The organism is Pseudorhodoplanes sp. (assembly GCF_035565795.1).
In the GTDB taxonomy this organism is placed as follows: domain Bacteria; phylum Pseudomonadota; class Alphaproteobacteria; order Rhizobiales; family Xanthobacteraceae; genus Pseudorhodoplanes.
On sequence record NZ_DATMRV010000182.1, the window covers coordinates 1 to 24,190 of the forward strand.

Here is a 24,190-nt window from a genome sequence, read left to right on the forward strand (position 1 = left end):
CCTGTTCCTCGCCTGGAAGCTGTGGCGAGACTCCGGCGCTCCCGCGAAAGCCGAGCCCGTGCGCGGTCAGGGCCGGCAATTGTTCGGCGCGGGGCTGCTGCTGTCGCTCGGCAACCCGAAGATCATGCTGTTCTATCTCGCTCTGATGCCGACGGTGATCGACCTCACCCGGCTGACGGTGACAGACATGGTCGAGCTTGCGGTGATCGTTGCGCTGGTGGTGAGCATCGTGCTCACCGGCTACGTGCTGCTTGCGGCCTATGCGCGCCGCATGTTCACGTCGCCGCGCGCATTGCAGACCGTGAACCGCACCGCCGGTCTCGCGATGGCGGGCGCAGCCGCTGCAATCGTCGTGCGAAACTGAGGTCAGGGAAGCCGCAGCAACACCGGGATTGCGCCGGTCTCCTGCAGGTGCTCGAAAAATTCGGCGAGCGGCACTGCCAGCAGGAACACCAGCGCATCCGCAAAGGTCATGATCACCCGCGGTGGACGGATGGTGAGCGTCGGGTCGTCGTGCCACAGCGACGGTTTGGGAAAGAACCGCGGCACGCGTGCGAGGTAGTCGCGATAGCTGTCGCCGTAGCGTGCGGTCAGCACCTGCTCCTCCTGCAGGACCACCACGTAGAACACCATCCAGGCGAGCGCTGCGCAGATCAGGCCGAGCAACACGCTGCCAACCTGCATGCCGACGCCGGCTGCGCCAAGGAAAGAGAAGAAATAGAGCGGGTTCCGCATCACCGAGTAGGGGCCGGTTTGCACAAACTCCTCGATCTTTCGTCCGCCGATATAGAGCGAAGACCAGGTCCGTCCGAGGATGCAGGCAACGATCAGGACGATGCCAACCCATTCGATCATTTCGTGCAGGGTCCGGTCGCCCGGGTGAATGGACGCCGTGACGGCGAAGACAAAGACCCCGACCGCGACGGCCGCGTAGAGCACGATCTTGCGGATCGCTTGGACGGTATGGATTTTCATGAAATTGGAGGATCGGATGGGTCGATAGCAATGATCGATTTTGCGGACGGACGCTCGCTAGTATAGATAAATTGCGGCCGAAAGCGGCCACACTTTTTTGACCTGGATCAAACGCGGACGGAGAGACGGAATGGCCGCCGACAAGCCTGAGGTATTGCTGATCGGACAGGCCAAGCCGGTCATTGTCGGAGGGGTCGAGCCGTTCGCCATTGTTCACAAACTGGTCGAAGCCAAGGATCAGGACGCCTTTCTCAAGGATGTCGCGCCGCGCATTCGCGGTATCGCGATCGCCTACACCGCGAACAAGATCGATGGCGCCTTCATGTCCCGCCTCCCGAAGCTGGAAATCGTATCGAGCTTCGGCGTCGGTTATGACCATGTGGACGCCGCTTGGGCGGGCCAACATGGGGTCGTGGTGACCAATACGCCGGACGTGCTGAACGAGGAAGTGGCGGATACCGCGCTCGGTCTTCTGCTCTGCACGCTTCGCGAATTTCCGCAGGCGGATCGTTTTCTGCGCGCCGGCAAATGGCTCAAGGGCGGTTATCCCTTGTCGCCGACCCTGCGTGGCCGCACGGTCGGAGTGGTTGGCATGGGGCGCATCGGCCGGGCAATCGGGCGGCGTCTTGAAGCGTTCGGTGTGCCGGTGGTCTATCATTCGCGCAATCCGCAGCCCGGTGTGTCCTACAAGTATTATCCAAAGCTGATCGACATGGCGCATGACGTCGATGTGCTGATGGTGATCGTGCCGGGTGGTGTGGCCACGAAGAATCTGATCGACGCCGATGTCCTCAAGGCACTCGGCCCGGACGGTGTGCTTATCAATATGGCGCGCGGCTCGGTGGTCGATGAGCCGGCGCTGATCAAGGCTCTGAAGGACCGCACCATCATGTCGGCCGGTCTCGACGTGTTCGTCAACGAGCCGCATGTTCCGCAGGAATTGATCGAGATGGAGCATGTCGTGCTGTTTCCGCATCTCGGTTCGGCGTCGGCGGCGACCCGCAAGGCGATGGACCAGCTTGTGGTCGATAACCTCAAGTCATGGTTCTCCGGCAAGGGGCCGCTAACCCCTGTTCCGGAGACGCCTTATCCGGCGAAGAAGCCGGCGTGATTTCGCCGCAACGGCTGTGCTAGAACGCGCCTCCCGACCAGTGGCGAGGGCCGCGCAATGCGCCGACTTCTTCTGGGACTGATTGTGCTCGGCTCAGTGAGCCGGGCCGTTGCACAGGCGCCCAATCCGCAGGTGCCGGAGCCCGCTGCCGATCCCGCGAAGGCAATGGTGGGCGTCTGGGAGATGTCCAATTCCGATCGCGATCGCGTCTGCAATCTCACGTTCAGGTCGGAGCCATCGCGCATTGGCTCTCAGGTCGAATTCGATGCCGCCTGCGGCGAGGCCATCCCGCCGCTGAAGGACGTAGAGGGCTGGACGCTCGCGAACCAGACGCTGAAACTGGTCGATGCGCGTGGGCGCACCGTATTCGAATTGTCCGAGGTCGAAGTTGGCATGTTCGAGGGCGAGCGCAAGGGCGAAGGTCTCTACTTCCTTCAGACGGCGGCCTCGGCTGCGGTCTTCGCACCGAAGCGTTCGGTCGACGAGATCGCCGGCGAGTGGTCGATGGTGCGAGCCGACAAGCCGGTCTGCTCGCTGAACTTCACCAAGACCGCGACCAAGGGGTTTGACGAGTATCGCCTGTCTGTCCGGCAGCCATGTGACCCTGCGATGACGCGACTCAACCCGAATGTCTGGCGGCTCGACAAGGGCGAGCTTGTGCTGGCATCTCCGAACGGACAGGCTTGGCGCTTCGAGGAACGCGAGCCGCAGAAATGGTGGCGCGTGCCCGAAGGCGGCGACCAGATCGTTCTGCAGAAAAAGTAACGAGAGCGCAAAGGCAGCGCGGCGTAGCGCACTACGCGCGCCCTAAATCAGCCGAAGGCCTTTCAAGCTGGCATGCCCCTCCTTGCCGACGATGATGTGGTCGTGCACCGAAATGCCCAGCGGCTTTGCGACGTCCACGATCGACTGCGTCATCTGGATGTCGGCACGGGACGGTGTCGGGTCTCCGCTCGGATGGTTGTGAACGAGGATGATCGCCGTCGCCGATAGCTCGAGCGCGCGCTTCACGACTTCACGCGGATAGACCGGCGTGTGGTCGACCGTGCCGGTCTGTTGCACTTCGTCGGCGATCAACTGATTGCGCTTGTCGAGGAACAGGATGCGGAATTGCTCCTTGTCGGCGAAGGCCATTTCGGTGCGGCAATAGTCGAGTACGGACGACCACGATGACAGGACCGTGCGGGCCTTCACCTGTCCACGCACCAGCCTGCTCGCGGCGGCCTGTACGATCTTCATCTCGGTGATGGCAGCATCGCCAAGGCCCTTGACCTCCTTGAGGCGTGTTTCGGGGGCAGCGATCACCTCGGCAAAGGATCCGAATTTCGCGATCAGCTGCTTCGCGAGCGGTTTGACATCGCGTTGCGGGATGGCCCGAAACAACACCAGTTCGAGCAACTCATAGTCGGCAAGCGCCTCCGCCCCCGCGTCGCGGAAACGGCCCCGCAGCCGCTCGCGATGTCCATGATAGTGCGGCGTGGCGTCCTCAAGCCCGGCCTGAGGAGCGTCCTGGTCCCTGGATTTTCCCGCCCGCATATGCCCTCGCGCCTGTCGCAAGCATGACGCGATCGCGGTGTTTTGCAATGCCATAATTGATCGGCCGGGATCGCGCTTCACGTTTCGCCGCGGCGGGAAGTTGTTTAAGCTTGCTCAGAAGAGCGGTCCTGAGACCGCCGGGCAACCTGGTTGGGGGGAAACCATGCTCATGCGCACGATGGTTCTGGCAATGATCGTGGCTGCAGGCGTCGGCGCGGCAGGTGTTGGCGCGGCGCAGGCGCAGACACCGCAGGGGGGCGGATTGCCGCCCGGTTCGCAGACGCCGGACGGAAACTGGGTCATCACCTATATCGAGGTTGCTCCGGGCGCCGAAGCCAAGGCTCTTGCGGCACTGAAGACGCTGAAGACCGCAAGCGCGAAGGACGCCGGATATCAGTCGATGACGGTCCTGCAGCGCAACGGTCAGCCGAACCACTTCGCGCTGATCGAACACTGGAAGGACAACGCGACGCGCGAGGCGCACACCAAGCAGCCGCATACGGTCGCGGCGCGTGAGGCGCTGCAGGCCATTGAAACGGCGCCCTATGATGAGCGTCCGCATCGCGAGCTTTCAGCCGGACAGAACAATCCCGGTGCGGTCATCGCGGTGACGCATGTGGATTTTGTCCCGACCTTCCGCCAGCAGGGCGAGGAGATGCTGCAGAACTTCGCCTTCGAAAGCCGCCGCATGGACGGAAACGGGCGCTTCGATGTCCTGACGCAGGCAAGTCGTCCAAACCACATGACCATCGTCGCGGTCTGGAGCAATCCCGATACGTGGAAGCGCCACACCGCAGCGGCGCCGACCAAGGAATTCCGAAAGGAACTCCTGCCGAAGAGCGGCAGTCTTTACGACGAGCGGCTTTATCGCGCGGTGAACTGAGCGTCAGGCCTCTACCGCATAGGGCGGCTTGTCGAGACCTTTCGGCGACAGCGTGAAGATCTCGACGCCCTTGTCGGTCACGCCGACAGTGTGCTCGAACTGAGCGGACAGCGAGCGGTCGCGCGTCACGGCCGTCCAGCCGTCCGAAAGCACCTTCACGTGAGGCCGGCCGAGATTGATCATCGGCTCGACCGTGAAGAACATGCCCGGCCGCAGGACGGTGCCTTCGCCCGCACGTCCGACATGCACGATGTTCGGTTCGTCGTGGAACAAACGCCCGAGACCGTGGCCGCAGAAGTCGCGCACAACGCTCATGTGCTGCGCTTCGACGAAGGTCTGGATCGCTGCGCCGATATCGCCGGTGGTTGCTCCCGGCCGGATCGCGGCGATGCCGCGCATCATCGATTCATAGGTGACTTCGATCAGGCGCTCGGCGCGGCGCGGGATGTCGCCGACCGGATACATGCGGCTTGAATCGCCATGCCAGCCGTCGAGGATCAGCGTGACGTCGATGTTGACGATGTCGCCGTCCTTCATCGGCTTTTCGCTCGGAATGCCGTGGCAGACGACGTGATTGATCGACGTGCAGGTGGACTTGCGGTAGCCGCGATACATCAGCGTCGCAGGCAGCGCGCCATGATCCATCGCAAACTCGTGGACGAGCCGGTCAATGCGCTCGGTCGGCACGCCCGGGCGCACTTCGGGAACCAGCATGTCCAGGCACTCGGCGACGAGCTGGCCGGCCTTCCGCATGCCGGCGAACGCTTCCGCCTTGTGCAATTTTATCTGTCCGGTCTTGCGCATCGGCGCAAGGGCCGCATCGACGTAGTTCATGAGAGGCCTCGGGGGAGGAGCGTTGGCCGCAATGTATGCGATCAGTCCCGCGATGCAAGTTTGGAGCCGCAACCCGGCTCTGCCCGGATGTCATGCGCCGGATTGCGGCCTTATTGGACGAATTTTCCGCCCAGATCGTCCTCGATGTGAACCCGGATGATCTCGTCGAACGAGGTCTCGGCGGTAAATCCGAGCTCGCGGGCGCGGGTGCAATCGAAGCGGCTTGGCCACCCTTCGACGATCTTCATGATGAAGGGATCGGGCTTGTGCTTCACGCGTCTGGCGACCGCATCGCCCGCGACGCGCCGCAATGCCTCCAGCTGTTCGCCGACCGTGCAGCATACGCCGGGCATGGTCATGTTGATGCGATGGCCGAGCTGTTCCGGCGTCAGCGACGCGGCGTGGACGAGGAAGCCGGCGGCGGCGCGCGGCGAGGCGTGTGTATTGGTCACGCTCTCAGCCACCGGCAGCGTTGTCTCTATGCCGGCGAGCGGTTCGCGGATGATGCCGGAATAGAACCCGGATGCGGCAAGGTTCGGCTTGCCGGGCCGCACCGTGATGCCGCACAGGCGCACGCCGACGCCTTCCAGGAATCCGCGCCTGTTATAGTCCGCGAGCAACGTTTCGCAGATCACCTTGTGTGCGCCATAGCTTGTCAGCGGCGTGAGAACGAAGTCATCCGGGATCGACGGCGGGAAGGGTGCGCCGTAGACGGCGATCGAAGACGTGTAGATCACTTTCGGCTTGTAGCCGTCGCCGGTCTTGCGGATCGCTTCCAGCAGATTTCGGGTGCCGTCGAGGTTCGAGCGATAGCCGGCCTCGAAATCGGTCTCCGATCCACCTGACGGAATGGCGGCGAGATGAAAGATCACGTCCGGCCTGTCCTTCACCAGGTCTTCGGCAACACCCGGCGTGGCGAGATCGGCGGTCCTCAGTGTGACATTGCCGCAAAGCCCTTGCGGCGCGGCCGGCGGCACGATGTCGGTCAGCGTCAGTTGGTCGATCGCCTTGCCGTTCAGGCCGCCGTCAAGCGACAGCCGGTCGAGCAGTTTGCGGCCGATCATGCCGGCCGCACCGGTAATGAGAACATGCATGAGAGAGTTCCGTCAGTGACAATAGGACACGCCGTCGAGCATGGCGCAGTCGCGTTTGTGTGGGGCGTTCGGATCGTCGAGCGGGACCGAGCCGCGGCCGGATGGCGATCCGACGAAGACGCCCGGACCGACGCGCACCGAATCCTTGTGGCCGATATGCACGCTCGGATGCTGCGCGCTCGATGAGCGGGTGCCGTCGGGCCAGATGATTGCGTCGCCGGCGAAAATGCCGGTGCGGCCGTCGTCGCATATGACCGCGCTGCCGTTGCGCTTGCAATTGGCGGCGACGGCGAGGCTCGGTGCGAGTACGAACAGGGCGACGAGGGTGATGATCCGCATGGGCGCCTCCGGGCGACCGCAACCCTACAACGCGAGCCCGCCATCGACCAGATGCGGCTGGCCGGTCATGTAGAGAGATTCGTCGGATGCGAGGAAAACGGCGAGCGCCGCCACTTCCGGTGCCTTGCCCAACCGGCCCATCGGCTGGCGATCGATAAAGGCCTGACGAACGGCTTCGAGCGATTGGCCGGTGTTGGCGGCCAGGGTTTCGATCCGCTCCTCGAGCGACGGCGATTCGATCGTGCCCGGGCAGATCGCATTGCAGCGGATGCCCTGCCTGATGAAATCGGCGGCTACGGCTTTCGTCAGTCCGATCACGGCGGCCTTCGACGCCCCGTACACGTAGCGGTTCGGCAAGCCGGTCACCGAAGACGCGACCGAGGAAATGTTGACGATCGAGCCGCGCTTTTTCCGGAGCATGGCCGGCAGGAATGCCCGGATCGTCCGGTGCATCGATTTGACGTTGAGGTCAAACGAGGAGTCCCAGTCTGCATCGGTGCAATCGAGAATGCTCCCGTGATGAACGAAGCCGGCACAGTTCACGAGGATGTCGGCGCCGCCGAAATCGCGTTCGACGTCTTGCGACAGCGCCTCAATCGCCGCATTCGACCGGACATCGAGCGAGAGCAATCGTTCGGCGGCGAGGCCTGTCAGCTTGCCGGCGTCGAGATCGGTTGCGACCACACGCGCGCCTTCGGCGACAAAGGATTCGGCGATGGCCCGGCCGATCCCCTGACCGGCGGCTGTAACGACGGCGACCTTGTCCTTGAGACGGCCCGGCATCGCTTCAGCCCGATGCCGTCATGAACGAGGCAAGACTGGCTTTCTGCCGGCCCTGTGCTTCGAAATTGGATGGCGCAAGCCAGCGCTCGAAGGAGGCGCGACGCGCAGGCCATTCGGTGTCGATGATCGAGTACCAGGCGGTGTCGCGGTTCTTGCCCTTGACAATCATGTGCTGCCGGAACGTCCCTTCGAACGTGAAACCGTAGCGTTCAGCGGCGCGCCGGGAGGCGGCGTTGAGCGCATTGCATTTCCATTCATAGCGCCGGTAGCCAAGCGTATCAAAGGCATAACGCGCGAGCAGAAATTGCGCCTCGGTGCCGAGCGGGGTGCGCTGCAAGGCAGGTGAATACGTGATGTGTCCGACTTCGATTACGCCCATCTCGGGCGTGATCCGCATCAAGGCCGCGATTCCGAGCGCCCGCCCGTCTGGCGCAACCACAGCGTAAGCGTATGGGTCGGTCAGGCTCGCGCGCTCCGCGAGCCATGACTGAAACTGTTCCTCGGACTGAAACGGGCCATACGACATGTAATCCCACAACGTGGGTTCGACCTTCATCTCAGTCCACAACGCAGCGCCGTGCCGCGCAGGGTCGAGTTTCTCCACGCGGCCATAGTGTCCGGTCAGCACGACCGGCCCTGGCTTTTGTGCGTTGCTGAAGGTGAGTGTGTCCGTCACGCAGAAGGCTGCTTGGGCTGGTCCTCGCGGAAGAGCGCGTTCAGATCCGCAGCGGGCGCCGCGTCCGCGAAGCCGCCGAAGCAACCGCCCTCCGCGAGCTGCCGGGCAGCGCGGATGAACCCGCCCCATGCCGAACGCGCCAGCGATCCTCCGACGCTGATGCGGCGCGCTCCAAATCTGGTGATGTCCTTGACGGTGAGATCGCTCGGCCATCCGATCAGCACGTTGACTGGCTTTGGCGCGACAGCGTTCACAACGGTTTCGATCTCCTCGCGCGTCTTGATGCCGGGTGCATAGAGGCAGTCGGCACCGGCATCCGCGAAAGCGCGCAGTCGGCGCAGCGTTTCGTCCATGTCCGGTCGCCCGCGGATGAAGCCTTCGGTGCGTGCGGTCAACAGCACGTCTTCACCAGTCTTGTCGATTGCGGCGCGCGCCGCTTTGATCCGTTCCAGAGCGAGGTCGAAAGGATAGAGAGGGTTGGCCTTGTCGCCCGTCGAGTCCTCGATCGACAGTCCGGCGACACCCGTCTTGACGCAGAGCGTCACGCTTTCGGCGACGCCCTGCGGATCGTCGGCATAGCCGCCCTCGAAATCAGCATTAACCGGAACGTCGCAGGCGCCCGCGATTTCGGCGATATGAGCGAGCATCAGGTCGCGTGGCACAGCGCCGTCGGCATAGCCTTCGGAAAACGCATAGCCCAGACTCGTGGTCGCCAATGCCTTGAAGCCCAGATGCTGCAGGTATCGCGCGCTGCCGATGTCCCAGGGGTTCGGAATGACGAAACATCCGCTTTCATGCAGCTTTCTGAAGGTGCGGCGCTTCTCGGCAGGTGTCGGCATGGTGAAATCCAGAAATCGCAAGGCAGTGGCGATTGTGAAGCGATTGGCGGGGTTGTTAAACTACAATTGCCGCCCTCAGTTATCCGCGCGGCGCATCGCTGACATGCCGGAGGCCACACCATGCATCTTGCGACGCTCACTGCACTGACGCTTGTTCTTTTCGCATCTGCGAAGGCGGCTGTGGCGAACGACGCCGCAATCAAGCAGCTCGCGCCCGGAGAAGCCCTCCGTGTCGCCATTGCGGTCGGCCCCGCTCCATCCGCGCTCTATGCGGTTCGCGACGCCAGCGGCAAGCCGCGCGGCGTTGCCGTCGATCTCGGTGCAGCGCTGGCGAAGAAGATCGGCAAGCCGGTGCAATATGTCGAATATCTCGCATCGGGCGCCATTACCGCCGATGCGGACAAGGGCGTCTGGGACGTGACCTTCATGCCGGTCGATGCGGAGCGCGCCAAGCGCGTGTCATTCGGCGCGGCCTATCACGTGCTGACGTCCACCTATCTCGTCATGCCGACGGCTCCCGCGAAGGCGATCGCTGATACCAACAAGCCGGCTGTCCGCATCGCGATCGTCGACGGCACTGCGACCTCGCGCGCCGCGCAGGCGACGTCGAAGGACGCGACCTTCATTACGATCAAGGGCGTGGACGAAGGTGTTGCACTCCTGAAAAGCGGCAAGGCGGACGCGATTGCGTTGTCACGAGAATCGCTGAGCGGGCTGGCCGAGAAGCTTCCGGGCTCGCGCATCCTGGATGGCGGCTTTCTGAATTCCTACACGGCTGCGGCGGTGCCGAACGGCAAGCCCGAAGCGCTGGCGTTTGTCTCCGCGTTGGTGGAGGAGCAAAAGGCTTCCGGGGCCGTGCGCAAGAGCTTCGACGAGATCGGGTTGAGGAATTCCGTCGTAGCGCCTGCGGGTGCGAAGCCCTGACTCGTCAACCCAGGCCCGGCAGGAATGTCGCGATCTGAGGGAATGCGACGAGGGCTGCAACCACCACCAACAGGATGATCCAGTAGGGGATCGACCCTATAAATATTTCCGATAGCGGGACATTGGGCTCGGGCACGGCCGCCTTGACCGTGAACACCAGAATGCCGAACGGCGGCGTGAGCAGCCCGGTCTCGATCGCCAGAATGCCGACGATCGCGAAAGCCAGCGGGTCGAATCCCAGGGTTGTGGCGATCGGTGCGAAGATGGGCACCGTGAGCAGGATGATCGAGATCGAGTCGATTAGACATCCGAGGACGAACCAGATCAGCAGCATCACAAGAAGAATGCCAATCGGTCCGAGACCGGTCCCGAGAAGAAATGACTTCGCGGTCTCGGTGAAGCCCGTCATCGACAGGACGCGTGAATAGAGCTGCGCGCAGAACAGCAGCAGCAGCAGCGGGCCCGAGGTGCGGCCGACATTAAGAACGACCTGCCAGACCTCCCGCAAGGTGATGCCCTTGATCATCGCCAGAATCAGCGCGCCGACCGCACCGACGCCGGCGCCTTCCGTCGGGGTGCAGAAGCCGAGCCAGATCGAGCCAAGCACAGCGAGAATAAGTGCCATCACCAGACTGGTGCTGAACAGCAGCGCCCCGATCGGCTGTTCGTCCGGATCGTCGCTCGGCAAGGGCTTTGCTACGGCTGCGCCCAGCGGCGCAGCACGAACGCCGGCCGGTCCGGATTCGCCAACCAGCTCGGGTTTGATCATTGCGGCGATGACGACATAGAGGCAGAAGCCGAACGCCAGCAGCAAGCCGGGCAGGACGCCGGCAAGGAACAGCTTGCCGATCGACAGCTCGGTCAGCACGCCCCATACGATCATCAGTACGGAAGGCGGGATCAGCATGCCGAGGCAGGCGCTGCCCGCGATGCATCCGAGCGCGAATTCGCGGCTATAGCCATATCGGCGCATTTCCGGATAGGCGATGCGGGAGAAGGCGGCCGCGGCCGCGATGCTGACGCCGGTGACGAAGGCGAAGATTGCGTTGGCGATAATAGTCGCGACAGCAAGCCGGGCCGGCAGCCAGCGACTCATGCGATTTGCGAGCGTATAAAGGTCGGTTGCTGCGCCGCATTTGGCGAGGAAGTCGCCCATCAGCATGAACAGCGGGATGACCGCAAACACGTAATCGCGCAGCGCTTCGTACGCGGTATTGGCGACGAAGGTGCGCACGACCTCAATGTCGTTGGTCATCAGATAAATGCCGACCGCCGCGGTCATGCCAAGGGCGATGGCGATATGGACGCCGGCGAAGACCAGTGCCAGCAGCAGCACGATGACCAGGATCATTTCACTATGGCCGAACATGGCAAGTCCCGATCAATGGGTGGTCGATACGGGAGGCGGAGCGTCATCGGGGCGCATCAGTGCCAATACGGCGAGCGCCGCCTGCCCGAGATAGATTGCGACCACGAGCGCTGATCCGAACATCACCACGAACCGTGCAGGCCATACCGGCACGCGCAGCGCGCCTTCACCTTCGAATTCTCCGCTCGACCATGCATGCAAGGCGGGTTCGAAGCTGCCCCACACGATCAGAAGGAAAAAGACGATACCGAGAATGCCCGAGATGAGGTCTCCGAATGCATAGCCGCGCCGCCCGAATAGCGAGATCATGACGTCGGTGCGCAGCATCGCGCCGCTCTGCACGGCATAGGCCGCAAGCAGAAAGCAGATGATGACGATCGACATGGAGACGATCTCCGGCGTACCCTTCACCGGAGAATTGAACGCGCCGCGGCCGATGACGTCGGCGACGACGAGAAAGCTCAGAAGAAAAATGATGGCTGCGGCGAGCGCCAGAAGACCGTGCACCACTCGGGTTACGACATTTTCGATCTGCATGGTCTGCTCTCGGCCGTGTCAAACCTGCGCGAAACAGGCATGGCCGGGACACAAGAGGCGCCGCTTTTTGAGCGTCTGTGCCCGGCCATGTTGCATGCGATTCTACTTGATCGCGTAGCGCACCGGCCATTTGTGACCGTGCTTCTCCGCGGCAGCGAGGGTCGCTTCGAGAACTTGCGTTGCGGGCAGGCCCTGTGCGTCGAGCTCCTTGGCCTTTTCCTTTGGCCATCCCGCGAGCGACTTGGCCCAGTCAGCCTGGACGCTATCCGGAAGCTTGCGGACGTTGGTGCCCTTCGCCTTCAGGTCTTCGAGCTGTTTCGGATAATTGGCCTGGTTCACGGTACCGGTCATCGCCTCGTATTCGCGGCCGACTTCGACGATGATGTCCTGCACCTCCTTCGGCAGCTTGTCGAAGCGGGCCTTGTTGATGGTCAGACCGTGCCAGGTAATCGCACCAAAGCCGATCTCGGTATAGTACTTGCCGACTTCGAACAGCTTGAAGTTGACCCAGCCTGACGGGAACATGATCCAGCCGTTATACACACCCGTCTGCATCGCAGTGTAGGCTTCCGGCAGCGAAGACTGCACGGGCGTCGCGCCGGCATATTCGAGCCATTTCAGGTTGAGGCCGGCGCCGGCGAGTTTCTGACCCTTCAGGTCGGAAACCTTGTTCCATTCGAAATTGGTACCAAGGTTGTAGCCGTTGTCGGCGATGAGCGCGATCAGCTTCTGGCGATACTTGTCCTCAAACACCTTCGACATGAAGGGGACCTGATTATAGACCTCGCGCGCAACCTTCACGCTGGTGACAGGATCCATGGTGCCGAACGGCAGCATCACCTGAAACGCGTGCAGAGGCAGGTTCGACGGTTCAAAGCAGAAGCAATAGCCGCCGATATCGATGATGCCGGACTGCACGCCCTCGAGCGTATCCGCCACTTTCACCATGGCGCCGCCATAACCTTCGACGAACTCGATCTTGTGCTTGGTTTTGGCCGCAACCCGCTTCGTGACTTCCGGCACGAAGAAGTTCTGCATCAGGTTCACGTAGGTGTTGACCGGCGGATGGCCGGACGCAATCCGCAGCCGGATGGTCTCCTGTGCGGTGACGGTCGCTGTTGTCGATAAAAGGGCGCCCAACGCAAGCGCGCCCACGAGGTGGCGCATCATATGGTTTCCTCCCGATGCCGCGTGATGCGGCTTATGGCTTTTTTATGCCGCAAGCATCGGGCGGAGGCGGGGGCCAAGTCAACGATATAAAGGAGGCGTAAACCTCTGCGGCGGTGGTATCGCCTTTTCGCTGTCTGAAAGTCGTGCGGTCGCATCGCACTGGATGCGGTGCAGATCCAGCGGGTGCGGAAAGCAAGACGCGCCGATCGTCTTCGGTTGGCCCGCCTGGGTTGTCCGCTGTCAGTGATTGTCGCGCGGGATGTTCGTTTGGGCGACGCGCTGGTAAGAATCGGCGCCACGAATGATCTGGCCGTCGGCCATCTGGGTGACCGTTTCGCGATACATCTGCTGCCACGGGGTCTGGCTGTCCGGCACGGCAAAGCCGCCGGTGTGCTGGAGCCTGGCGCGCCGGCGCGCGAGTTCGTCCTCCGAGACGAGAATGTCGGCCGTGCCTTTGCGCAGATCGATACGCAGGCGATCTCCGGTTGCAACGAGTGCCAGCCCGCCACCCTCCGCAGCTTCGGGCGAGGCATTCAGAATTGACGGCGAGCCGGACGTTCCGGACTGACGACCATCGCCAAGACAAGGCAATGACTCTATGCCCCGTTTGATCAGCGCAGCGGGCGGCTGCATGTTCACAACTTCCGCGGAGCCCGGATAGCCGATCGGCCCCACGCCGCGTATGACGAGGATGCTGCGCTCATCAATCGCGAGTGAGGGATCGTCGATCCGCGCGTGATAATCTTCCGGTCCCTCGAAGACTACGGCCTTGCCTTCGAACGCGCCCGGGTCGTTCGGATTCGAGAGATAGCGCTGTCTGAAATCTTCGGAGATCACGCTGGTCTTCATGATCGCGGAGTCGAACAGGTTGCCGCGCAGCACACGGAAGCCGGCTTCGCGTTTGAGCGGCTTCTCGTAGGGCCGAATGACATCGGTATCGGCAGCTTTCGACGTGCTGACATTTTCACCGATCGTCTTGCCATTGATCGTGATTGCGCCGGCATGGATCCGGCCAGCCTGCATCAATTCATGCAGCACGGCCGGCAGCCCGCCGGCCCGATAATAGTCTTCGCCAAGGTAATGGCCCGCCGGTTGCATATTGAGGAGGAGAGGCACGTCGAAGCCCAATCGCTCCCAGTCGGCGATCGACAATTCAACGCCGACATGGCGTGCGATCGCGTTGATATGTATCGGTGCATTGGTCGACCCGCCGATTGCCGAGCATGTGACGATCGCGTTCTCGAACGCCTGTCGGGTCATGATGTCGGACGGTTTCAGATCGTCACGGACGATCTCCACCGCCCGGCGCCCGGTGTCGTAAGCGATCTGCGCGCGTTCGCGATAAGGCGCGGGTATGGCCGCGCAACCAGGCAGGGACATGCCAAGCGCTTCCGCCAGCGCATTCATCGTTGAGGCGGTGCCCATGGTGTTGCAATGTCCGATGGACGGCGCAGACGATGCGACCATGGCGAGGAATTCCCGGTAATCGATCCGGCCCGCGGCGAGGTCCTTGCGCGCCTGCCAGATGATGGTGCCCGAGCCGGAGCGCTCGCCCTTCCACCATCCATTCAGCATGGGTCCGCCGGACAGGACGATGGCGGGAATATTGACGGTCGCTGCTGCCATCAATCCGGCCGGCGTGGTCTTGTCGCAGCCGGTGGTCAGTACGACGCCGTCAAGCGGGTAGCCGTACAGGACTTCGACGAGACTGAGGTACGACAGGTTGCGATCGAGTGCCGCCGTCGGCCGCTTGCCGGTTTCCTGAATCGGATGACAGGGGAATTCGAAAGCGATGCCGCCAGCGTCGCGGATGCCTTCGCGGACACGCCGGGCCAGTTCGAGGTGATGGCGGTTGCAGGGTGACAGATCGCTGCCGGTCTGTGCGATGCCGATGATCGGTTTCCCGGCAGTCAGTTCATCCAGCGTAAGTCCGTAATTGAGATAGCGCTCCAGATAGAGCGCGGTCATGCCGGGATTGTCGGGATTGTCGAACCAGAGCTGCGAACGCAGTCTGCGCTTGCTGAGGTCTGCCATCGCTTCGTCCGTGCAACACAACAAAAGACAATGAACCGACGGCTGAAGTGTTCCTCAGCCGTCCGCTGTTTCCGGCATCGGCGTGAATAGTAGCTTGTCGATGCGCTTGCCGTCCATGTCGAGTATCTCGATACGCCAGCCCGGTATTTCGAATGTCTCGCATTCGGCCGGAATATGCGCGAGGCGTTCGAGTGCAAATCCGGCGGCGGTGTGGAAGTCGCCCGAGGTTTCCGGAAGCTTCAGTTTCTCGATGAGCTCGCCGGCGGCCGCGCGTCCGTCGACGAGCCACGAGCCGTCCGGTCGCCGGACGATATTGTCCGAAGGCTGTTCGTGTTCCTCGCCAAGGTCGCCGGCGATACCTTCCAGCACGTCGTTCACCGTCGTGACCCCGAGGAAGTCGCCATACTCGTCGACGACAAAGGCGATATGCACGGATGACGACTTGAAAACCTCGAGCAGTTGCAGCACCGGCATCGTTTCCGGCACGAAGACCGGTTCGATCAGCCGCTCCTCGACGCGAATGCCGCGGCCGGCGATCAGGTCGCCGACCAGATCCTTCTTCTGCACGACGCCGAGCGGACGGCCGACATCGCCGTCGCGGGCGACCACGATGCGCGAATAGGGGCAATCGGCGATCTCACGCTCGACGTCCTTCGGATCGTCGGACAGATCGATCCAGAACACGTCGGGACGCGGCACCATGATCGACGCTACGGTGGAATCGGCGAGCGCCAGCACGCCGTGGATCATTTCCTCCTCGACCTCGTCGATCACGCCGGCTTCGGTGCCTTCCGCAATCGCGATCTTCACTTCCTCTTCGGTGACGGTGTCGTTTCGCTTTTCCGGAATGCGAAGCAGCTTGAGCAGCAGTGCCGTCGAGTTTTCGAGAAACCAGACCAGCGGGCGGGCGATCAGGACGAGGACCTGCAGCGGCCCTGCAACCACGGACGCGATGCGCTCGGGTTGAAGCAGCGCGATGCGCTTTGGAACGAGTTCGCCGACCACGACTGACAGAGCCGTAATCGCGATGACCACAACAATGAACGCGATTTCTTCGCCGCGAGGTGCGAACAAGGGGTACTGGTTCAGGATCGCGCCAAGGCGAGCACCAAGGGTGGCGCCGCCATAGGCGCCGGACAGGATGCCGATCAGCGTGATGCCGACCTGCACGCCGGAAAGAAAGCGCCCGGGGTTTTCAGCGAGCGCGAGCGCGCGCGCGGCGCCGGTGCTGCCAGCCTCCGCCATTTGCTGGAGGCGAATGCGTCGCGAGGACACAATTGCCAGCTCTGCCATAGCAAAAAAGCCGTTGAGCAGCGTGAGCCCAACGACGATGGCCAGTTCCAGCCAGACGGTCATGAATGAGCTTTTGGCATATCCGGGGCAGGGGGAGCAATGAGACGAAGGGGCGTCTGTGGGTTGACGCCGGCCGGAACGCGGTTTCTCATAATATTCTGTTAAATAAGCATTGTTCTGGGAAACGCCATGCTTCGAACCGTCGCGGCTTTCGACCGGATTGGCGAGGAAAATGCCTTCGCGGTCCTCGCGCGTGCCAACGCTCTGATCGCTGAGGGCCGGGATGTCATCAATCTCGGAATCGGCCAGCCGGATTTCCGCACGCCGGACTTTATCGTCGAAGCGGCGATCAAGGCCTTGCGCGACGGCCACCACGGATACACGCCAGCAACCGGTATCCCCGCCCTGCGCGAAGCAGTGGCCGCGGATCTGCACAAGCGCTTCGCTGTCGAGGTGTCTCCGGACGAGGTCATGATCATGCCGGGCGGCAAGCCCACCATGTACATGGCGACCATGATGTTCGGCGAGCCGGGCGTGGATATCCTGTACCCGGATCCGGGTTTCCCGATCTATCGCTCGATGATCGAATTCACCGGCGCCAATCCGGTGCCGGTCCCGATTCGCGAGGAGAATGGCTTTGCGTTCTCAGCCGAGGAAACGCTCAAGCTGATCACACCAAGGACGCGGCTTCTCATCGTCAATTCGCCCGCCAATCCGACCGGAGGCGTGACGCCGAAGTCAGAGGTCGACAAACTGGTTGCCGGTCTCGAGCGCCATCCGGACGTCGCGGTGATGTCCGACGAGATCTACGACCACATGGTCTATGACGGCGAGAAGCATGTGTGCCTCCTGTCCTATCCGCAGATCCGCGACCGCCTGATTCTGCTCAATGGCTGGTCGAAAACCTATGCGATGACCGGCTGGCGGCTCGGCTATGCGATCTGGCCGGGTAAACTCTACGATTATGCGCGCAAGCTTGCGGTCAATCTGCATTCCTGCGTCAACGCGTCGGCGCAATATGCCGGGCTCGCTGCGTTGACCGGCCCGCAGGATGAGATGGCGAAGATGGTCGCGGAGTTCGATCGACGGCGCAAGGTCGTGGTCGAGGGGTTGAACAATCTGCCGGGCATATCCTGCGCCACTCCGAAGGGCGCATTCTATGCCTTTCCGAACATCAAGAAGACCGGATGGAAGGCGAAGGCGCTGGCTTCGTCGCTTCTGGAAGATGCCGGCGTTGCGATCATCGGCGGCCCGGATTTTGGCATTCTCGGCGAGGGCTATGTGCGGCTATCCTATGCCAATTCGACCGAGAACATCCTCAAGGCGCTCGGCCGGATGGGCGAATTCCTCTCGACGCGGAAGGCGGCGTGACTCAATGCGGCGTGACTCAATGACGATCATGCGGATCGGTGCGGCCCTGGGCCTGGTGTTTTTTGCGGCATCGGCGCAGGCGCAGACTTTCGTCAGCTATACCTGCGCCGACGGCAGCAACGTTTCAGCCGCCTTCTTCAAAGGCGAAAAGCGAATGCACCTGCAGCTCGACGGCAAGTCGCTCGTGTTGCCGCAGCGTTTGTCCGCCTCCGGTGCGCGATATGCCAAGGGCGGCGTCTCGTTCTGGATCAAAGGGCAGGAAGCGACGCTTCGGCGGCCGAAGAAGCAGGCGACCGTGTGCAGGGCGGGATGACGTTCACGGCTTGAGCGCGAAGCGGAAGCCAATCACGACGATAACGAGCCCGACAAGTTGAGGGAGTGTCGGCACTTCACCCAGGGCCAGAAATCCGATCAGCATGGTCATGGGCGGGACCAGCGCCGGAAACACCGATGCTCGCCCGGCGCCGAGCGCAGTGACCGCTCGCGCAAACAGATAGAGCGCGAGCAGCCCGGCGAATCCGCCCTGCGCGACGAGCTGGAGCAGATTCTCGGCAAGCCCGGCCGCGATCATGTGGTCGAAGCCGTAGAAGATTGCGTAAAACGGCACATAGACGACAACCGACAGCACGCCGACCACCTGCGCGGCCAGCAAACCGCTGGTGCGCCACCCGCGCAGGCAGATCGTGAAGGCCGCCCAGGTCCAACCCGCAGCGGCGAAGCTGAGGTCGCCCGCGAGGGCGCTGCCGCGGATCGTGGTCACCGCTTCGCCAGCAAGCACAAGCAGGCCGAGCAGGATCGCCGCGACGCCGATCAGGCGGGTACGCGTCAGCTTTTCGTGCAGGATGAGAAACGCAAGCAGCAACCCGCCCAGTGCGGCCGAACCCGGCTGGATCACGGCGCCATGTCCGAGCGGCGTCAGTGTCAGACCAACGTAGTTCAGGAGGGCTTGAGGCGGGCCGGCCAGAGCGAGAATGACCACTCCGCGACCCCAGCCGAGGCCGCCGAGATCGCGGAGGCCGGCTCGGACCACGAGCGGGACCATCAGGATTCCGGTCCAGACAAACCGATGAAACGCCAGATCGGGAGGGGTCAGTCCGGCAACGATGCCGTGCTTTCCGGCGACGAACCCGATCGCCCAGCAGATCGAGGCCGCGACCCCGCACAGGATGCCAAGGGTGGTCGGAGACAGCGCTGCGCGAGGGTGTTGGTCCGGCAAAAAGACATCCGATTCGTCTTGGCCCCGAATACTAGCCTGGCCCGAGCCTGGCTATGGTGCCGAAGGGACGCTGCCATGCGAGCACGGGGCAGGTCTTGCGTGTTCCGCTCCCGTTCCCGGTATCAGTTTGACTGATCGGGGTCGGCTCTCTAACGTCGGGCCGGTCGCGGGGGGCCTCGCGGCGCTATGACGGCACAAGCGGCACCGCCAGGCGTTCTCTTCAATGAAGACTATCAGTGCATTCCTGTTTTCGGCGTTGATCGCGCTTGCCGCGATCGCGGGTTCGGTGGCTGTCCTTTCGACCGTATGCGCGGTCGAACCTGCGCGGGCTCCCGTGCGGACGCCCTCACGCTTGCCGATTCAGTTCGAGCAGTCGGCTCCGGATATCGTGATCGAGCGTGCGGTTCTCACGCGCGAGAGCCTCGATGGCCTGTTATGGAAGGCGCAGGCGACGCCGCAACCTCAGCCGCAGGCCATGAGCTGGCGCCACCGTTTTCTCTGCGACATCCGGATCACCGATGTACTGCTGGTCGGTTTTGCGGCATTCCTTCTGCTTGCGACCGTGTTCCAGGGCCTCTGGATGCTGCGTGCCGTCCGTGCCTCTGATCGGACCGCCAGCCTCGTGAATGAGGGGCTGATCTCGGCGCAGCGGGCTTATGTCTCCCTGCGCGACTTCCAGGTCGCCCTGACCAAGAATCCGCTGAACGACGAGATCCAGACCTGCACGATCCAGCCGATCTGGGAGAACACGGGCACGACTCCGACCCGGAACGGCCGCGGGCACGTGAACTGGAAATATTTCGATCGCTCGGTGCCGGCGGATTTCGATTTTGCCGACTTCGACGAACTCGGAAACCGCATTCTGTCGTACGACTCCTACAAGCCGCTGATCGTCGGGCCGCGCGCGACCGCGCTGTCGCCGATCATCAGCATGGAGCCGGCCATCCTGCGTCAGGTTCGCGACTTGCAGGGCAAGCTGATGATCTGGGGCTGGGCCGAATACGACGAGGTCTTCAGCGATGCCAAGCGGCATCGCACCGAATTTGCCTACCTTGTCGTGGTCTCGGGCTCGCCCGCGAGCCATGTCGGTTTCAGCCAGTACAAGCTGCATAACGGCGTCGACGAGGATTGCATGAAGCAGCCAACGGTCCTTGCACGCAGCGTTTGAGCTGCCGTTTCCGTCGTACCGGCGGAGGCTGTAATCTGCTAAAATATCTCAGCTAAACAACTCCGGACGACTGACGCGCATGGCCGAACCGTCGAAGCCACTGATGCTGTCCTGGCGCTTTGCGCCGCTTTTCTGGTGTCAGTTCTTTTCCGCCTTCAACGACAATTTCCTGAAGAATGCGATCGTCTTCCTGATCCTGTTCCATCTGGGATCGAAGGGCGAGGCGCTGATCACGCTGGCCGGTGCGGTCTTTATCGCTCCCTATTTCTTTCTTTCTGCGCTTGGCGGCCAGATCGCGGACCGCTTCGACAAGGCGGTGGTGGCGCAGCGGCTCAAGCTCGTCGAAATAGGCGTCGCCGCAATCGCGGTGGTCGGATTTGTGGTGCATGCCAACGAGGCGCCGGGGGCCTCTCCGACGCTGTCGCTGGTTATTCTGTATGTCGCTCTGTTCGGGTTCGGCGTGATCGGCTCGCTGTTCGGCCCGATCAAATACGGAATTCTGCCGGATCATCTGGAGCGCCGCGAATTGCCGGCGGGCAACGCGCTCGTCGAAGGTGCGACGTTTATCGCGATCCTGCTCGGCACCATTGTCGGAGGCATTGCCGCCAAGGGTGGCGGCAGCCCGCTGGCATTCTCTGCTCTGGTGATGATCTTCGCGTTGCTCTGCTGGGTGTCCGCGCTTCTGATCCCTCGCACCGGCGAAGCCGCACCCAATCTCATCATCGACAAGAATATCGCCACCTCGACCTGGACGCTGATCAAGGACCTGCGCAGCGATGACCGGCTGTGGTGGGGCGCGCTGGTCACGAGCTGGTTCTGGCTGGCGGGTGTCGTCGTGCTGTCGCTGCTCCCGCCCGCCGTCAAGAATATCGTCGGTGGCGATGAGTATGCTGTCACCGCCTATCTCGCAATCTTCTCGATCGCGGTCGCGATCGGCTCGGGTCTTGCGGCGTGGCTTGCCAGCGGACGCATCATCCTGTTGCCGACGTTGATCGGTGCGCTCTTCCTCGCCGGCTTCGCGCTGTTCATGGGCTACTCGCTCTATGGCGCAGCACCTGCGACGCAGTTCGCAGGGCCCCTGGAGGTGTTCCGCACGACACGCGGCGTCAATGTCGCGATTGCGCTGATGGGGCTTGCGATCGGCGGCGGCATGTTCATCGTGCCGGCCTTCGCCGCGGTTCAGGCCTGGGCCGGGGCCGACCGGCGCGCCCGCGTCGTCGCCGCAGTCAACATTCTCAACGCCTTGTTCATGACGGTTGCCACGCTGGTCGTGGCGATGTTGCAGGGTTTCGGCGGCGTCACCACACCGGTGCTGTTCATCGGGCTTGGTATCGCGAACCTGATCGTGGCCGGGCTGATCGCCTTCACGATGCCGACGCGGCCGTTCGCGGATGCCTTGTCGATCATCTATCGGGCGTTCTTCCGCGCAGAGGTGCATGGCCTCGAAAATCTGCAGAAGGTGAAACAGCCGAACGTCATCCTGGCGCTCAATCACGTGAGCTTCCTCGACGCCGGAATCGCGCTATCGCTGCTCGGGCGCGATCCGCTCTTTGCGATCGATACGACCATCGCACAGAAATGGTGGGTCAAGCCGTTTTCGCGCCTCACCCGCGCGCTGCCGATCGATCCGCTCAAGCCGATGGCGACCCGCACGCTGATCCAGGCTGTGGCCAGCGGCGAGACTCTCATCATCTTCCCGGAGGGCCGGCTCACGATGACCGGCTCGTTGATGAAGGTTTATGACGGCGCGGGCCTGATCGCAGACAAGTCGGATGCGGTCATTGTTCCGATCCGCATCGAGGGTCTGGAGCGCTCATACCTCACGCGCCTGAAAGGCTACCAGATCCGCAAGCAGTTGTTCCCCAAAGTCCGGGTGACCGTTCTCGAGCCGACCAAGCTGCAGCTTGATCCGAACCTGCGCGGCAAGGCGCGGCGGCGTGCGGCGGGAGCTGCGCTCTACGACATCATGTCTGACATGATCTACGAGACCACGAACACCGATCGCACCATCGTGGAAGCGTTGATCGATGCCGCGCAAGAGCACGGCATGAAGACGGTGGCGACAGAGGATCTCGTCACCGGAACGCTGACCTACAAGCGCCTTCTGCTCGGGACCCGCATTCTCGGCAAGAAGCTGATGCCGCTTGCGGAGGTGGGCAAGCCGCTCGGTGTGATGTTGCCGAATGCGAACGGCGCGGTGGTCACGATCTTCGGACTGATGTCAGCCGGACGCGTCCCGGCGATGATCAATTTCACGGCCGGTGCGAGCAACATCCTTGCCGGATGCAAGGCCGCCGGAATCAGGACGGTGGTCACGTCGCGCACGTTCATCGAGCGCGGCAAGCTCGAGCCGCTGGTCGAGAAACTCTCGGCCGAAGTCAAGCTGGTGTATCTCGAGGACGTCCGTTCGCAGGTCGGTCTGCTCGACAAGCTCGGCGGCATGCTGAACTACAAGAAGCCGCTGGTTCAGCGAAACGCCGGCGACTGGGCGGCGATCCTGTTCACGTCAGGATCGGAAGGCGTGCCGAAAGGCGTCGTGCTCTCCCACCGCAACATCCTTACCAACGCGGCGCAGGCCAGGGCGCGCATCGACTTCAACCGCATGGACAAGGTGTTCAATATCCTGCCAGTATTCCACTCTTTTGGGCTTACCGTCGGCGTCATCCTGCCGATCGTGTCGGGAGTGCCGATCTTCCTGTATCCGTCGCCCCTGCATTATCGCACGGTGCCGGAGCTGGTCTACGTGACCAACGCCACCATCATGTTCGGCACCGACACCTTCCTGAACGGTTATGCGCGGTCGGCGAACCCTTACGACTTCCGCTCGATCCGCTACCTGCTGGCTGGCGCCGAGCCCGTCCGCGAGTCCACACGCCAGATCTATCTTGAGAAGTTCGGTCTGCGGATTCTCGAGGGGTACGGCGTGACCGAAACCGCGCCCGCACTCGCGCTCAACACGCCGATGTTCAACAAGTTTGGCACTGTCGGACGCCTGTTTCCCGGCATGGAGGCCAGACTCGAGAAGGTCGAGGGCGTCGACGAGGGCGGCCGGCTGTTCGTGAAGGGGCCGAACGTCATGCTCGGCTATTTGCGCGCCGAAAATCCCGGGGTGCTGGAGCGTCCGGCCGAAGGCTGGCACGACACCGGTGACATCGTCACCATCGATGCGCAGGGTTTTATCAAGATCATGGGCCGCGCCAAACGCTTCGCGAAGATCGGCGGCGAAATGGTGTCGTTCGCGGCGGTCGAAGCGCTGGCCGGCGATCTCTGGCCGGAAGCGATTTCCGCGGTGGTGTCGGTGCCGGATGCGCGTAAGGGCGAGCGGCTCTTGCTCTATACCAACAACGAGAAGGCGACCCGCGCCGACTTCGTTGCCTTTGCTCGGTCGCGCCACGCATCGGAGTTGATGATCCCGGCCGAAGTGATCGTGATGGAGAAGTTGCCGATGCTGGGATCCGGAAAGGTCGATCTTCTCACGCTTGCCAAGCAGGCCAAGGAAGAGCGTGCTCAGGCGGCTCAGCCCCGGCCGGCCGTTCCAGCATAGCTTATGCAAACGTCGTGAATCGCGCTTAACCACAAAGGTTTCGATTCGATTCACCAATCGCTCGCTGATGACGAAGCGGCGAGGCGGCGTCATCTGGTCGTCGAAGGTGCGCGACGCTTCAAAGAAGACTGATATCGTTGATCTCGCGTGCGAACGATGTGCAATTGCGCATCGGCGCGCGCGACAGGGTTAAGCCTGCGTTGTGCAAATCCAGACAGATTTCGTAAAGCCTGCCCATTCAACCAATTTTTAGCATAGCCCTAGAAGCCGGTAGCGCTTCACCAATTCAATACGCCGCACCGCGATAGTACCTGCCGACAACGGCGCAAACGAAAGCGCCAGAGGTTTCGGGTAGGTCGTCGTGCGCAAGTCCACAATCGTGATGGTCGCGTTTGCAGTGGTCTTCGGACTGCTCGCGGTCTTCATTGCGCAGGCCTGGCTGAATGGTCAGGCCGAGCGCCGCTTGCGCAGTCTGGAAGCGCAGAAGAAGCCTG

The 24,190-nt window shown here is 62.5% G+C and carries 23 protein-coding genes; 9 read left to right on the forward strand and 14 right to left on the reverse strand.

The window, feature by feature from the left end:
- Nucleotides 1-364 (forward strand): LysE family translocator (locus VNZ93_RS16410; RefSeq protein WP_325707345.1); only part of this gene is annotated, 364 nt, incomplete at its 5' end.
- Nucleotides 365-366: 2 nt separating this feature from the next.
- Here the strand turns inward: VNZ93_RS16410 and VNZ93_RS16415 are convergent.
- Nucleotides 367-975 (reverse strand): isoprenylcysteine carboxylmethyltransferase family protein, encoded by a 609-nt coding sequence (locus tag VNZ93_RS16415; protein WP_325707348.1) that lies wholly within the window; start codon nucleotides 973-975, stop codon nucleotides 367-369.
- Nucleotides 976-1,105: 130 nt separating this feature from the next.
- Between VNZ93_RS16415 and VNZ93_RS16420 the strand changes: the two genes are divergently transcribed.
- Complete coding sequence (locus tag VNZ93_RS16420; protein WP_325707351.1) at nucleotides 1,106-2,086, forward strand: 2-hydroxyacid dehydrogenase; 981 nt, start codon at nucleotides 1,106-1,108, stop codon at nucleotides 2,084-2,086.
- Between the two features lie 57 nt (nucleotides 2,087-2,143).
- Nucleotides 2,144-2,851 carry an AprI/Inh family metalloprotease inhibitor gene (locus tag VNZ93_RS16425; RefSeq protein WP_325707354.1) on the forward strand — a complete coding sequence of 236 codons (708 nt, stop codon included), beginning with the start codon at nucleotides 2,144-2,146 and terminating at the stop codon, nucleotides 2,849-2,851.
- A 42-nt stretch (nucleotides 2,852-2,893) separates the two neighbouring features.
- Here VNZ93_RS16425 and radC read toward each other — a convergent pair whose 3' ends face one another.
- Entirely contained in the window at nucleotides 2,894-3,622 is a 729-nt protein-coding gene (gene radC / locus VNZ93_RS16430) for a RadC family protein (protein WP_325707357.1), read from the reverse strand.
- 163 nt (nucleotides 3,623-3,785) lie between these two features.
- Between radC and VNZ93_RS16435 the strand changes: the two genes are divergently transcribed.
- Nucleotides 3,786-4,505, forward strand: coding sequence for a putative quinol monooxygenase (locus tag VNZ93_RS16435; RefSeq protein WP_325707361.1), 720 nt, complete (start codon nucleotides 3,786-3,788; stop codon nucleotides 4,503-4,505).
- A 3-nt stretch (nucleotides 4,506-4,508) separates the two neighbouring features.
- On the opposite strand, the gene map is transcribed toward VNZ93_RS16435, so the two are convergent.
- The 6 genes from map to VNZ93_RS16465 form a co-directional block, all read right to left on the reverse strand.
- Entirely contained in the window at nucleotides 4,509-5,339 is an 831-nt protein-coding gene (gene map, locus VNZ93_RS16440; RefSeq protein ID WP_325707364.1) for a type I methionyl aminopeptidase, read from the reverse strand.
- A gap of 110 nt (nucleotides 5,340-5,449) precedes the next feature.
- A complete protein-coding gene (gene denD, locus VNZ93_RS16445) occupies nucleotides 5,450-6,433 on the reverse strand; it encodes a D-erythronate dehydrogenase (protein ID WP_325707368.1) in 984 nt (327 codons plus the stop codon).
- A gap of 12 nt (nucleotides 6,434-6,445) precedes the next feature.
- Complete coding sequence (locus VNZ93_RS16450; protein ID WP_325707371.1) at nucleotides 6,446-6,772, reverse strand: hypothetical protein; 327 nt, start codon at nucleotides 6,770-6,772, stop codon at nucleotides 6,446-6,448.
- A gap of 24 nt (nucleotides 6,773-6,796) precedes the next feature.
- Nucleotides 6,797-7,555, reverse strand: a complete 759-nt coding sequence (locus VNZ93_RS16455) for an SDR family oxidoreductase (protein WP_325707374.1) — start codon at nucleotides 7,553-7,555, stop codon at nucleotides 6,797-6,799.
- Nucleotides 7,556-7,559: 4 nt separating this feature from the next.
- Nucleotides 7,560-8,231 carry a GNAT family protein gene (locus VNZ93_RS16460; RefSeq protein WP_325707377.1) on the reverse strand — a complete coding sequence of 224 codons (672 nt, stop codon included), beginning with the start codon at nucleotides 8,229-8,231 and terminating at the stop codon, nucleotides 7,560-7,562.
- The gene (locus VNZ93_RS16465) at nucleotides 8,228-9,070 is read right to left on the reverse strand and encodes an isocitrate lyase/phosphoenolpyruvate mutase family protein (RefSeq protein WP_325707381.1); all 843 of its coding nucleotides are present in this window, start codon (nucleotides 9,068-9,070) and stop codon (nucleotides 8,228-8,230) included. The genes VNZ93_RS16460 and VNZ93_RS16465 overlap by 4 nt, the downstream gene beginning before the upstream one ends.
- Nucleotides 9,071-9,190: 120 nt before the next feature.
- Between VNZ93_RS16465 and VNZ93_RS16470 the strand changes: the two genes are divergently transcribed.
- Nucleotides 9,191-9,994 carry a transporter substrate-binding domain-containing protein gene (locus VNZ93_RS16470; RefSeq protein WP_325707384.1) on the forward strand — a complete coding sequence of 268 codons (804 nt, stop codon included), beginning with the start codon at nucleotides 9,191-9,193 and terminating at the stop codon, nucleotides 9,992-9,994.
- Between the two features lie 4 nt (nucleotides 9,995-9,998).
- On the opposite strand, the gene VNZ93_RS16475 is transcribed toward VNZ93_RS16470, so the two are convergent.
- The 5 genes from VNZ93_RS16475 to VNZ93_RS16495 form a co-directional block, all read right to left on the reverse strand.
- Complete coding sequence (locus VNZ93_RS16475; RefSeq protein WP_325707386.1) at nucleotides 9,999-11,363, reverse strand: TRAP transporter large permease; 1,365 nt, start codon at nucleotides 11,361-11,363, stop codon at nucleotides 9,999-10,001.
- Nucleotides 11,364-11,375: 12 nt separating this feature from the next.
- Nucleotides 11,376-11,900: a TRAP transporter small permease gene (locus tag VNZ93_RS16480; protein ID WP_325707389.1), complete on the reverse strand. Its 525-nt coding sequence runs from the start codon at nucleotides 11,898-11,900 to the stop codon at nucleotides 11,376-11,378.
- A 102-nt stretch (nucleotides 11,901-12,002) separates the two neighbouring features.
- Nucleotides 12,003-13,070 (reverse strand): C4-dicarboxylate TRAP transporter substrate-binding protein, encoded by a 1,068-nt coding sequence (locus VNZ93_RS16485; RefSeq protein WP_325707391.1) that lies wholly within the window; start codon nucleotides 13,068-13,070, stop codon nucleotides 12,003-12,005.
- Nucleotides 13,071-13,310: 240 nt separating this feature from the next.
- Nucleotides 13,311-15,104 (reverse strand): IlvD/Edd family dehydratase, encoded by a 1,794-nt coding sequence (locus VNZ93_RS16490; RefSeq protein ID WP_325707394.1) that lies wholly within the window; start codon nucleotides 15,102-15,104, stop codon nucleotides 13,311-13,313.
- A gap of 54 nt (nucleotides 15,105-15,158) precedes the next feature.
- A complete protein-coding gene (locus VNZ93_RS16495; protein ID WP_325707397.1) occupies nucleotides 15,159-16,460 on the reverse strand; it encodes a hemolysin family protein in 1,302 nt (433 codons plus the stop codon).
- Nucleotides 16,461-16,586: 126 nt separating this feature from the next.
- On the opposite strand from VNZ93_RS16495, the gene VNZ93_RS16500 reads away from it, so the two are divergent.
- Together VNZ93_RS16500 and VNZ93_RS16505 are read left to right on the forward strand one after the other, a co-directional pair.
- Nucleotides 16,587-17,768: a pyridoxal phosphate-dependent aminotransferase gene (locus tag VNZ93_RS16500; protein ID WP_325707399.1), complete on the forward strand. Its 1,182-nt coding sequence runs from the start codon at nucleotides 16,587-16,589 to the stop codon at nucleotides 17,766-17,768.
- Between the two features lie 4 nt (nucleotides 17,769-17,772).
- Complete coding sequence (locus VNZ93_RS16505) at nucleotides 17,773-18,081, forward strand: MliC family protein (RefSeq protein ID WP_325707402.1); 309 nt, start codon at nucleotides 17,773-17,775, stop codon at nucleotides 18,079-18,081.
- A 3-nt stretch (nucleotides 18,082-18,084) separates the two neighbouring features.
- Here VNZ93_RS16505 and VNZ93_RS16510 read toward each other — a convergent pair whose 3' ends face one another.
- Nucleotides 18,085-18,984: a DMT family transporter gene (locus tag VNZ93_RS16510; RefSeq protein WP_325707405.1), complete on the reverse strand. Its 900-nt coding sequence runs from the start codon at nucleotides 18,982-18,984 to the stop codon at nucleotides 18,085-18,087.
- 223 nt (nucleotides 18,985-19,207) lie between these two features.
- Between VNZ93_RS16510 and VNZ93_RS16515 the strand changes: the two genes are divergently transcribed.
- Nucleotides 19,208-20,152, forward strand: a complete 945-nt coding sequence (locus VNZ93_RS16515; protein ID WP_325707408.1) for a hypothetical protein — start codon at nucleotides 19,208-19,210, stop codon at nucleotides 20,150-20,152.
- 79 nt (nucleotides 20,153-20,231) lie between these two features.
- Complete coding sequence (locus VNZ93_RS16520) at nucleotides 20,232-23,696, forward strand: acyl-[ACP]--phospholipid O-acyltransferase (RefSeq protein WP_325707411.1); 3,465 nt, start codon at nucleotides 20,232-20,234, stop codon at nucleotides 23,694-23,696.
- The last annotated feature ends 494 nt before the right edge of the window (nucleotides 23,697-24,190 follow it).

What these genes read in the sequence shown, in the direction of transcription:
- VNZ93_RS16415 (WP_325707348.1), bottom strand. Translation starts at nt 975, where the DNA reads ATGAAAATCCATACCGTCCAAGCGATCCGCAAGATCGTGCTCTACGCG.
- VNZ93_RS16420 (WP_325707351.1), top strand. Translation starts at nt 1,106, where the DNA reads ATGGCCGCCGACAAGCCTGAGGTATTGCTGATCGGACAGGCCAAGCCG.
- VNZ93_RS16425 (WP_325707354.1), top strand. Translation starts at nt 2,144, where the DNA reads ATGCGCCGACTTCTTCTGGGACTGATTGTGCTCGGCTCAGTGAGCCGG.
- radC (WP_325707357.1), bottom strand. Translation starts at nt 3,622, where the DNA reads ATGCGGGCGGGAAAATCCAGGGACCAGGACGCTCCTCAGGCCGGGCTT.
- VNZ93_RS16435 (WP_325707361.1), top strand. Translation starts at nt 3,786, where the DNA reads ATGCTCATGCGCACGATGGTTCTGGCAATGATCGTGGCTGCAGGCGTC.
- map (WP_325707364.1), bottom strand. Translation starts at nt 5,339, where the DNA reads ATGAACTACGTCGATGCGGCCCTTGCGCCGATGCGCAAGACCGGACAG.
- denD (WP_325707368.1), bottom strand. Translation starts at nt 6,433, where the DNA reads ATGCATGTTCTCATTACCGGTGCGGCCGGCATGATCGGCCGCAAACTG.
- VNZ93_RS16450 (WP_325707371.1), bottom strand. Translation starts at nt 6,772, where the DNA reads ATGCGGATCATCACCCTCGTCGCCCTGTTCGTACTCGCACCGAGCCTC.
- VNZ93_RS16455 (WP_325707374.1), bottom strand. Translation starts at nt 7,555, where the DNA reads ATGCCGGGCCGTCTCAAGGACAAGGTCGCCGTCGTTACAGCCGCCGGT.
- VNZ93_RS16465 (WP_325707381.1), bottom strand. Translation starts at nt 9,070, where the DNA reads ATGCCGACACCTGCCGAGAAGCGCCGCACCTTCAGAAAGCTGCATGAA.
- VNZ93_RS16470 (WP_325707384.1), top strand. Translation starts at nt 9,191, where the DNA reads ATGCATCTTGCGACGCTCACTGCACTGACGCTTGTTCTTTTCGCATCT.
- VNZ93_RS16475 (WP_325707386.1), bottom strand. Translation starts at nt 11,363, where the DNA reads ATGTTCGGCCATAGTGAAATGATCCTGGTCATCGTGCTGCTGCTGGCA.
- VNZ93_RS16480 (WP_325707389.1), bottom strand. Translation starts at nt 11,900, where the DNA reads ATGCAGATCGAAAATGTCGTAACCCGAGTGGTGCACGGTCTTCTGGCG.
- VNZ93_RS16485 (WP_325707391.1), bottom strand. Translation starts at nt 13,070, where the DNA reads ATGATGCGCCACCTCGTGGGCGCGCTTGCGTTGGGCGCCCTTTTATCG.
- VNZ93_RS16490 (WP_325707394.1), bottom strand. Translation starts at nt 15,104, where the DNA reads ATGGCAGACCTCAGCAAGCGCAGACTGCGTTCGCAGCTCTGGTTCGAC.
- VNZ93_RS16495 (WP_325707397.1), bottom strand. Translation starts at nt 16,460, where the DNA reads ATGACCGTCTGGCTGGAACTGGCCATCGTCGTTGGGCTCACGCTGCTC.
- VNZ93_RS16500 (WP_325707399.1), top strand. Translation starts at nt 16,587, where the DNA reads ATGCTTCGAACCGTCGCGGCTTTCGACCGGATTGGCGAGGAAAATGCC.
- VNZ93_RS16505 (WP_325707402.1), top strand. Translation starts at nt 17,773, where the DNA reads ATGCGGCGTGACTCAATGACGATCATGCGGATCGGTGCGGCCCTGGGC.
- VNZ93_RS16515 (WP_325707408.1), top strand. Translation starts at nt 19,208, where the DNA reads ATGAAGACTATCAGTGCATTCCTGTTTTCGGCGTTGATCGCGCTTGCC.
- VNZ93_RS16520 (WP_325707411.1), top strand. Translation starts at nt 20,232, where the DNA reads ATGGCCGAACCGTCGAAGCCACTGATGCTGTCCTGGCGCTTTGCGCCG.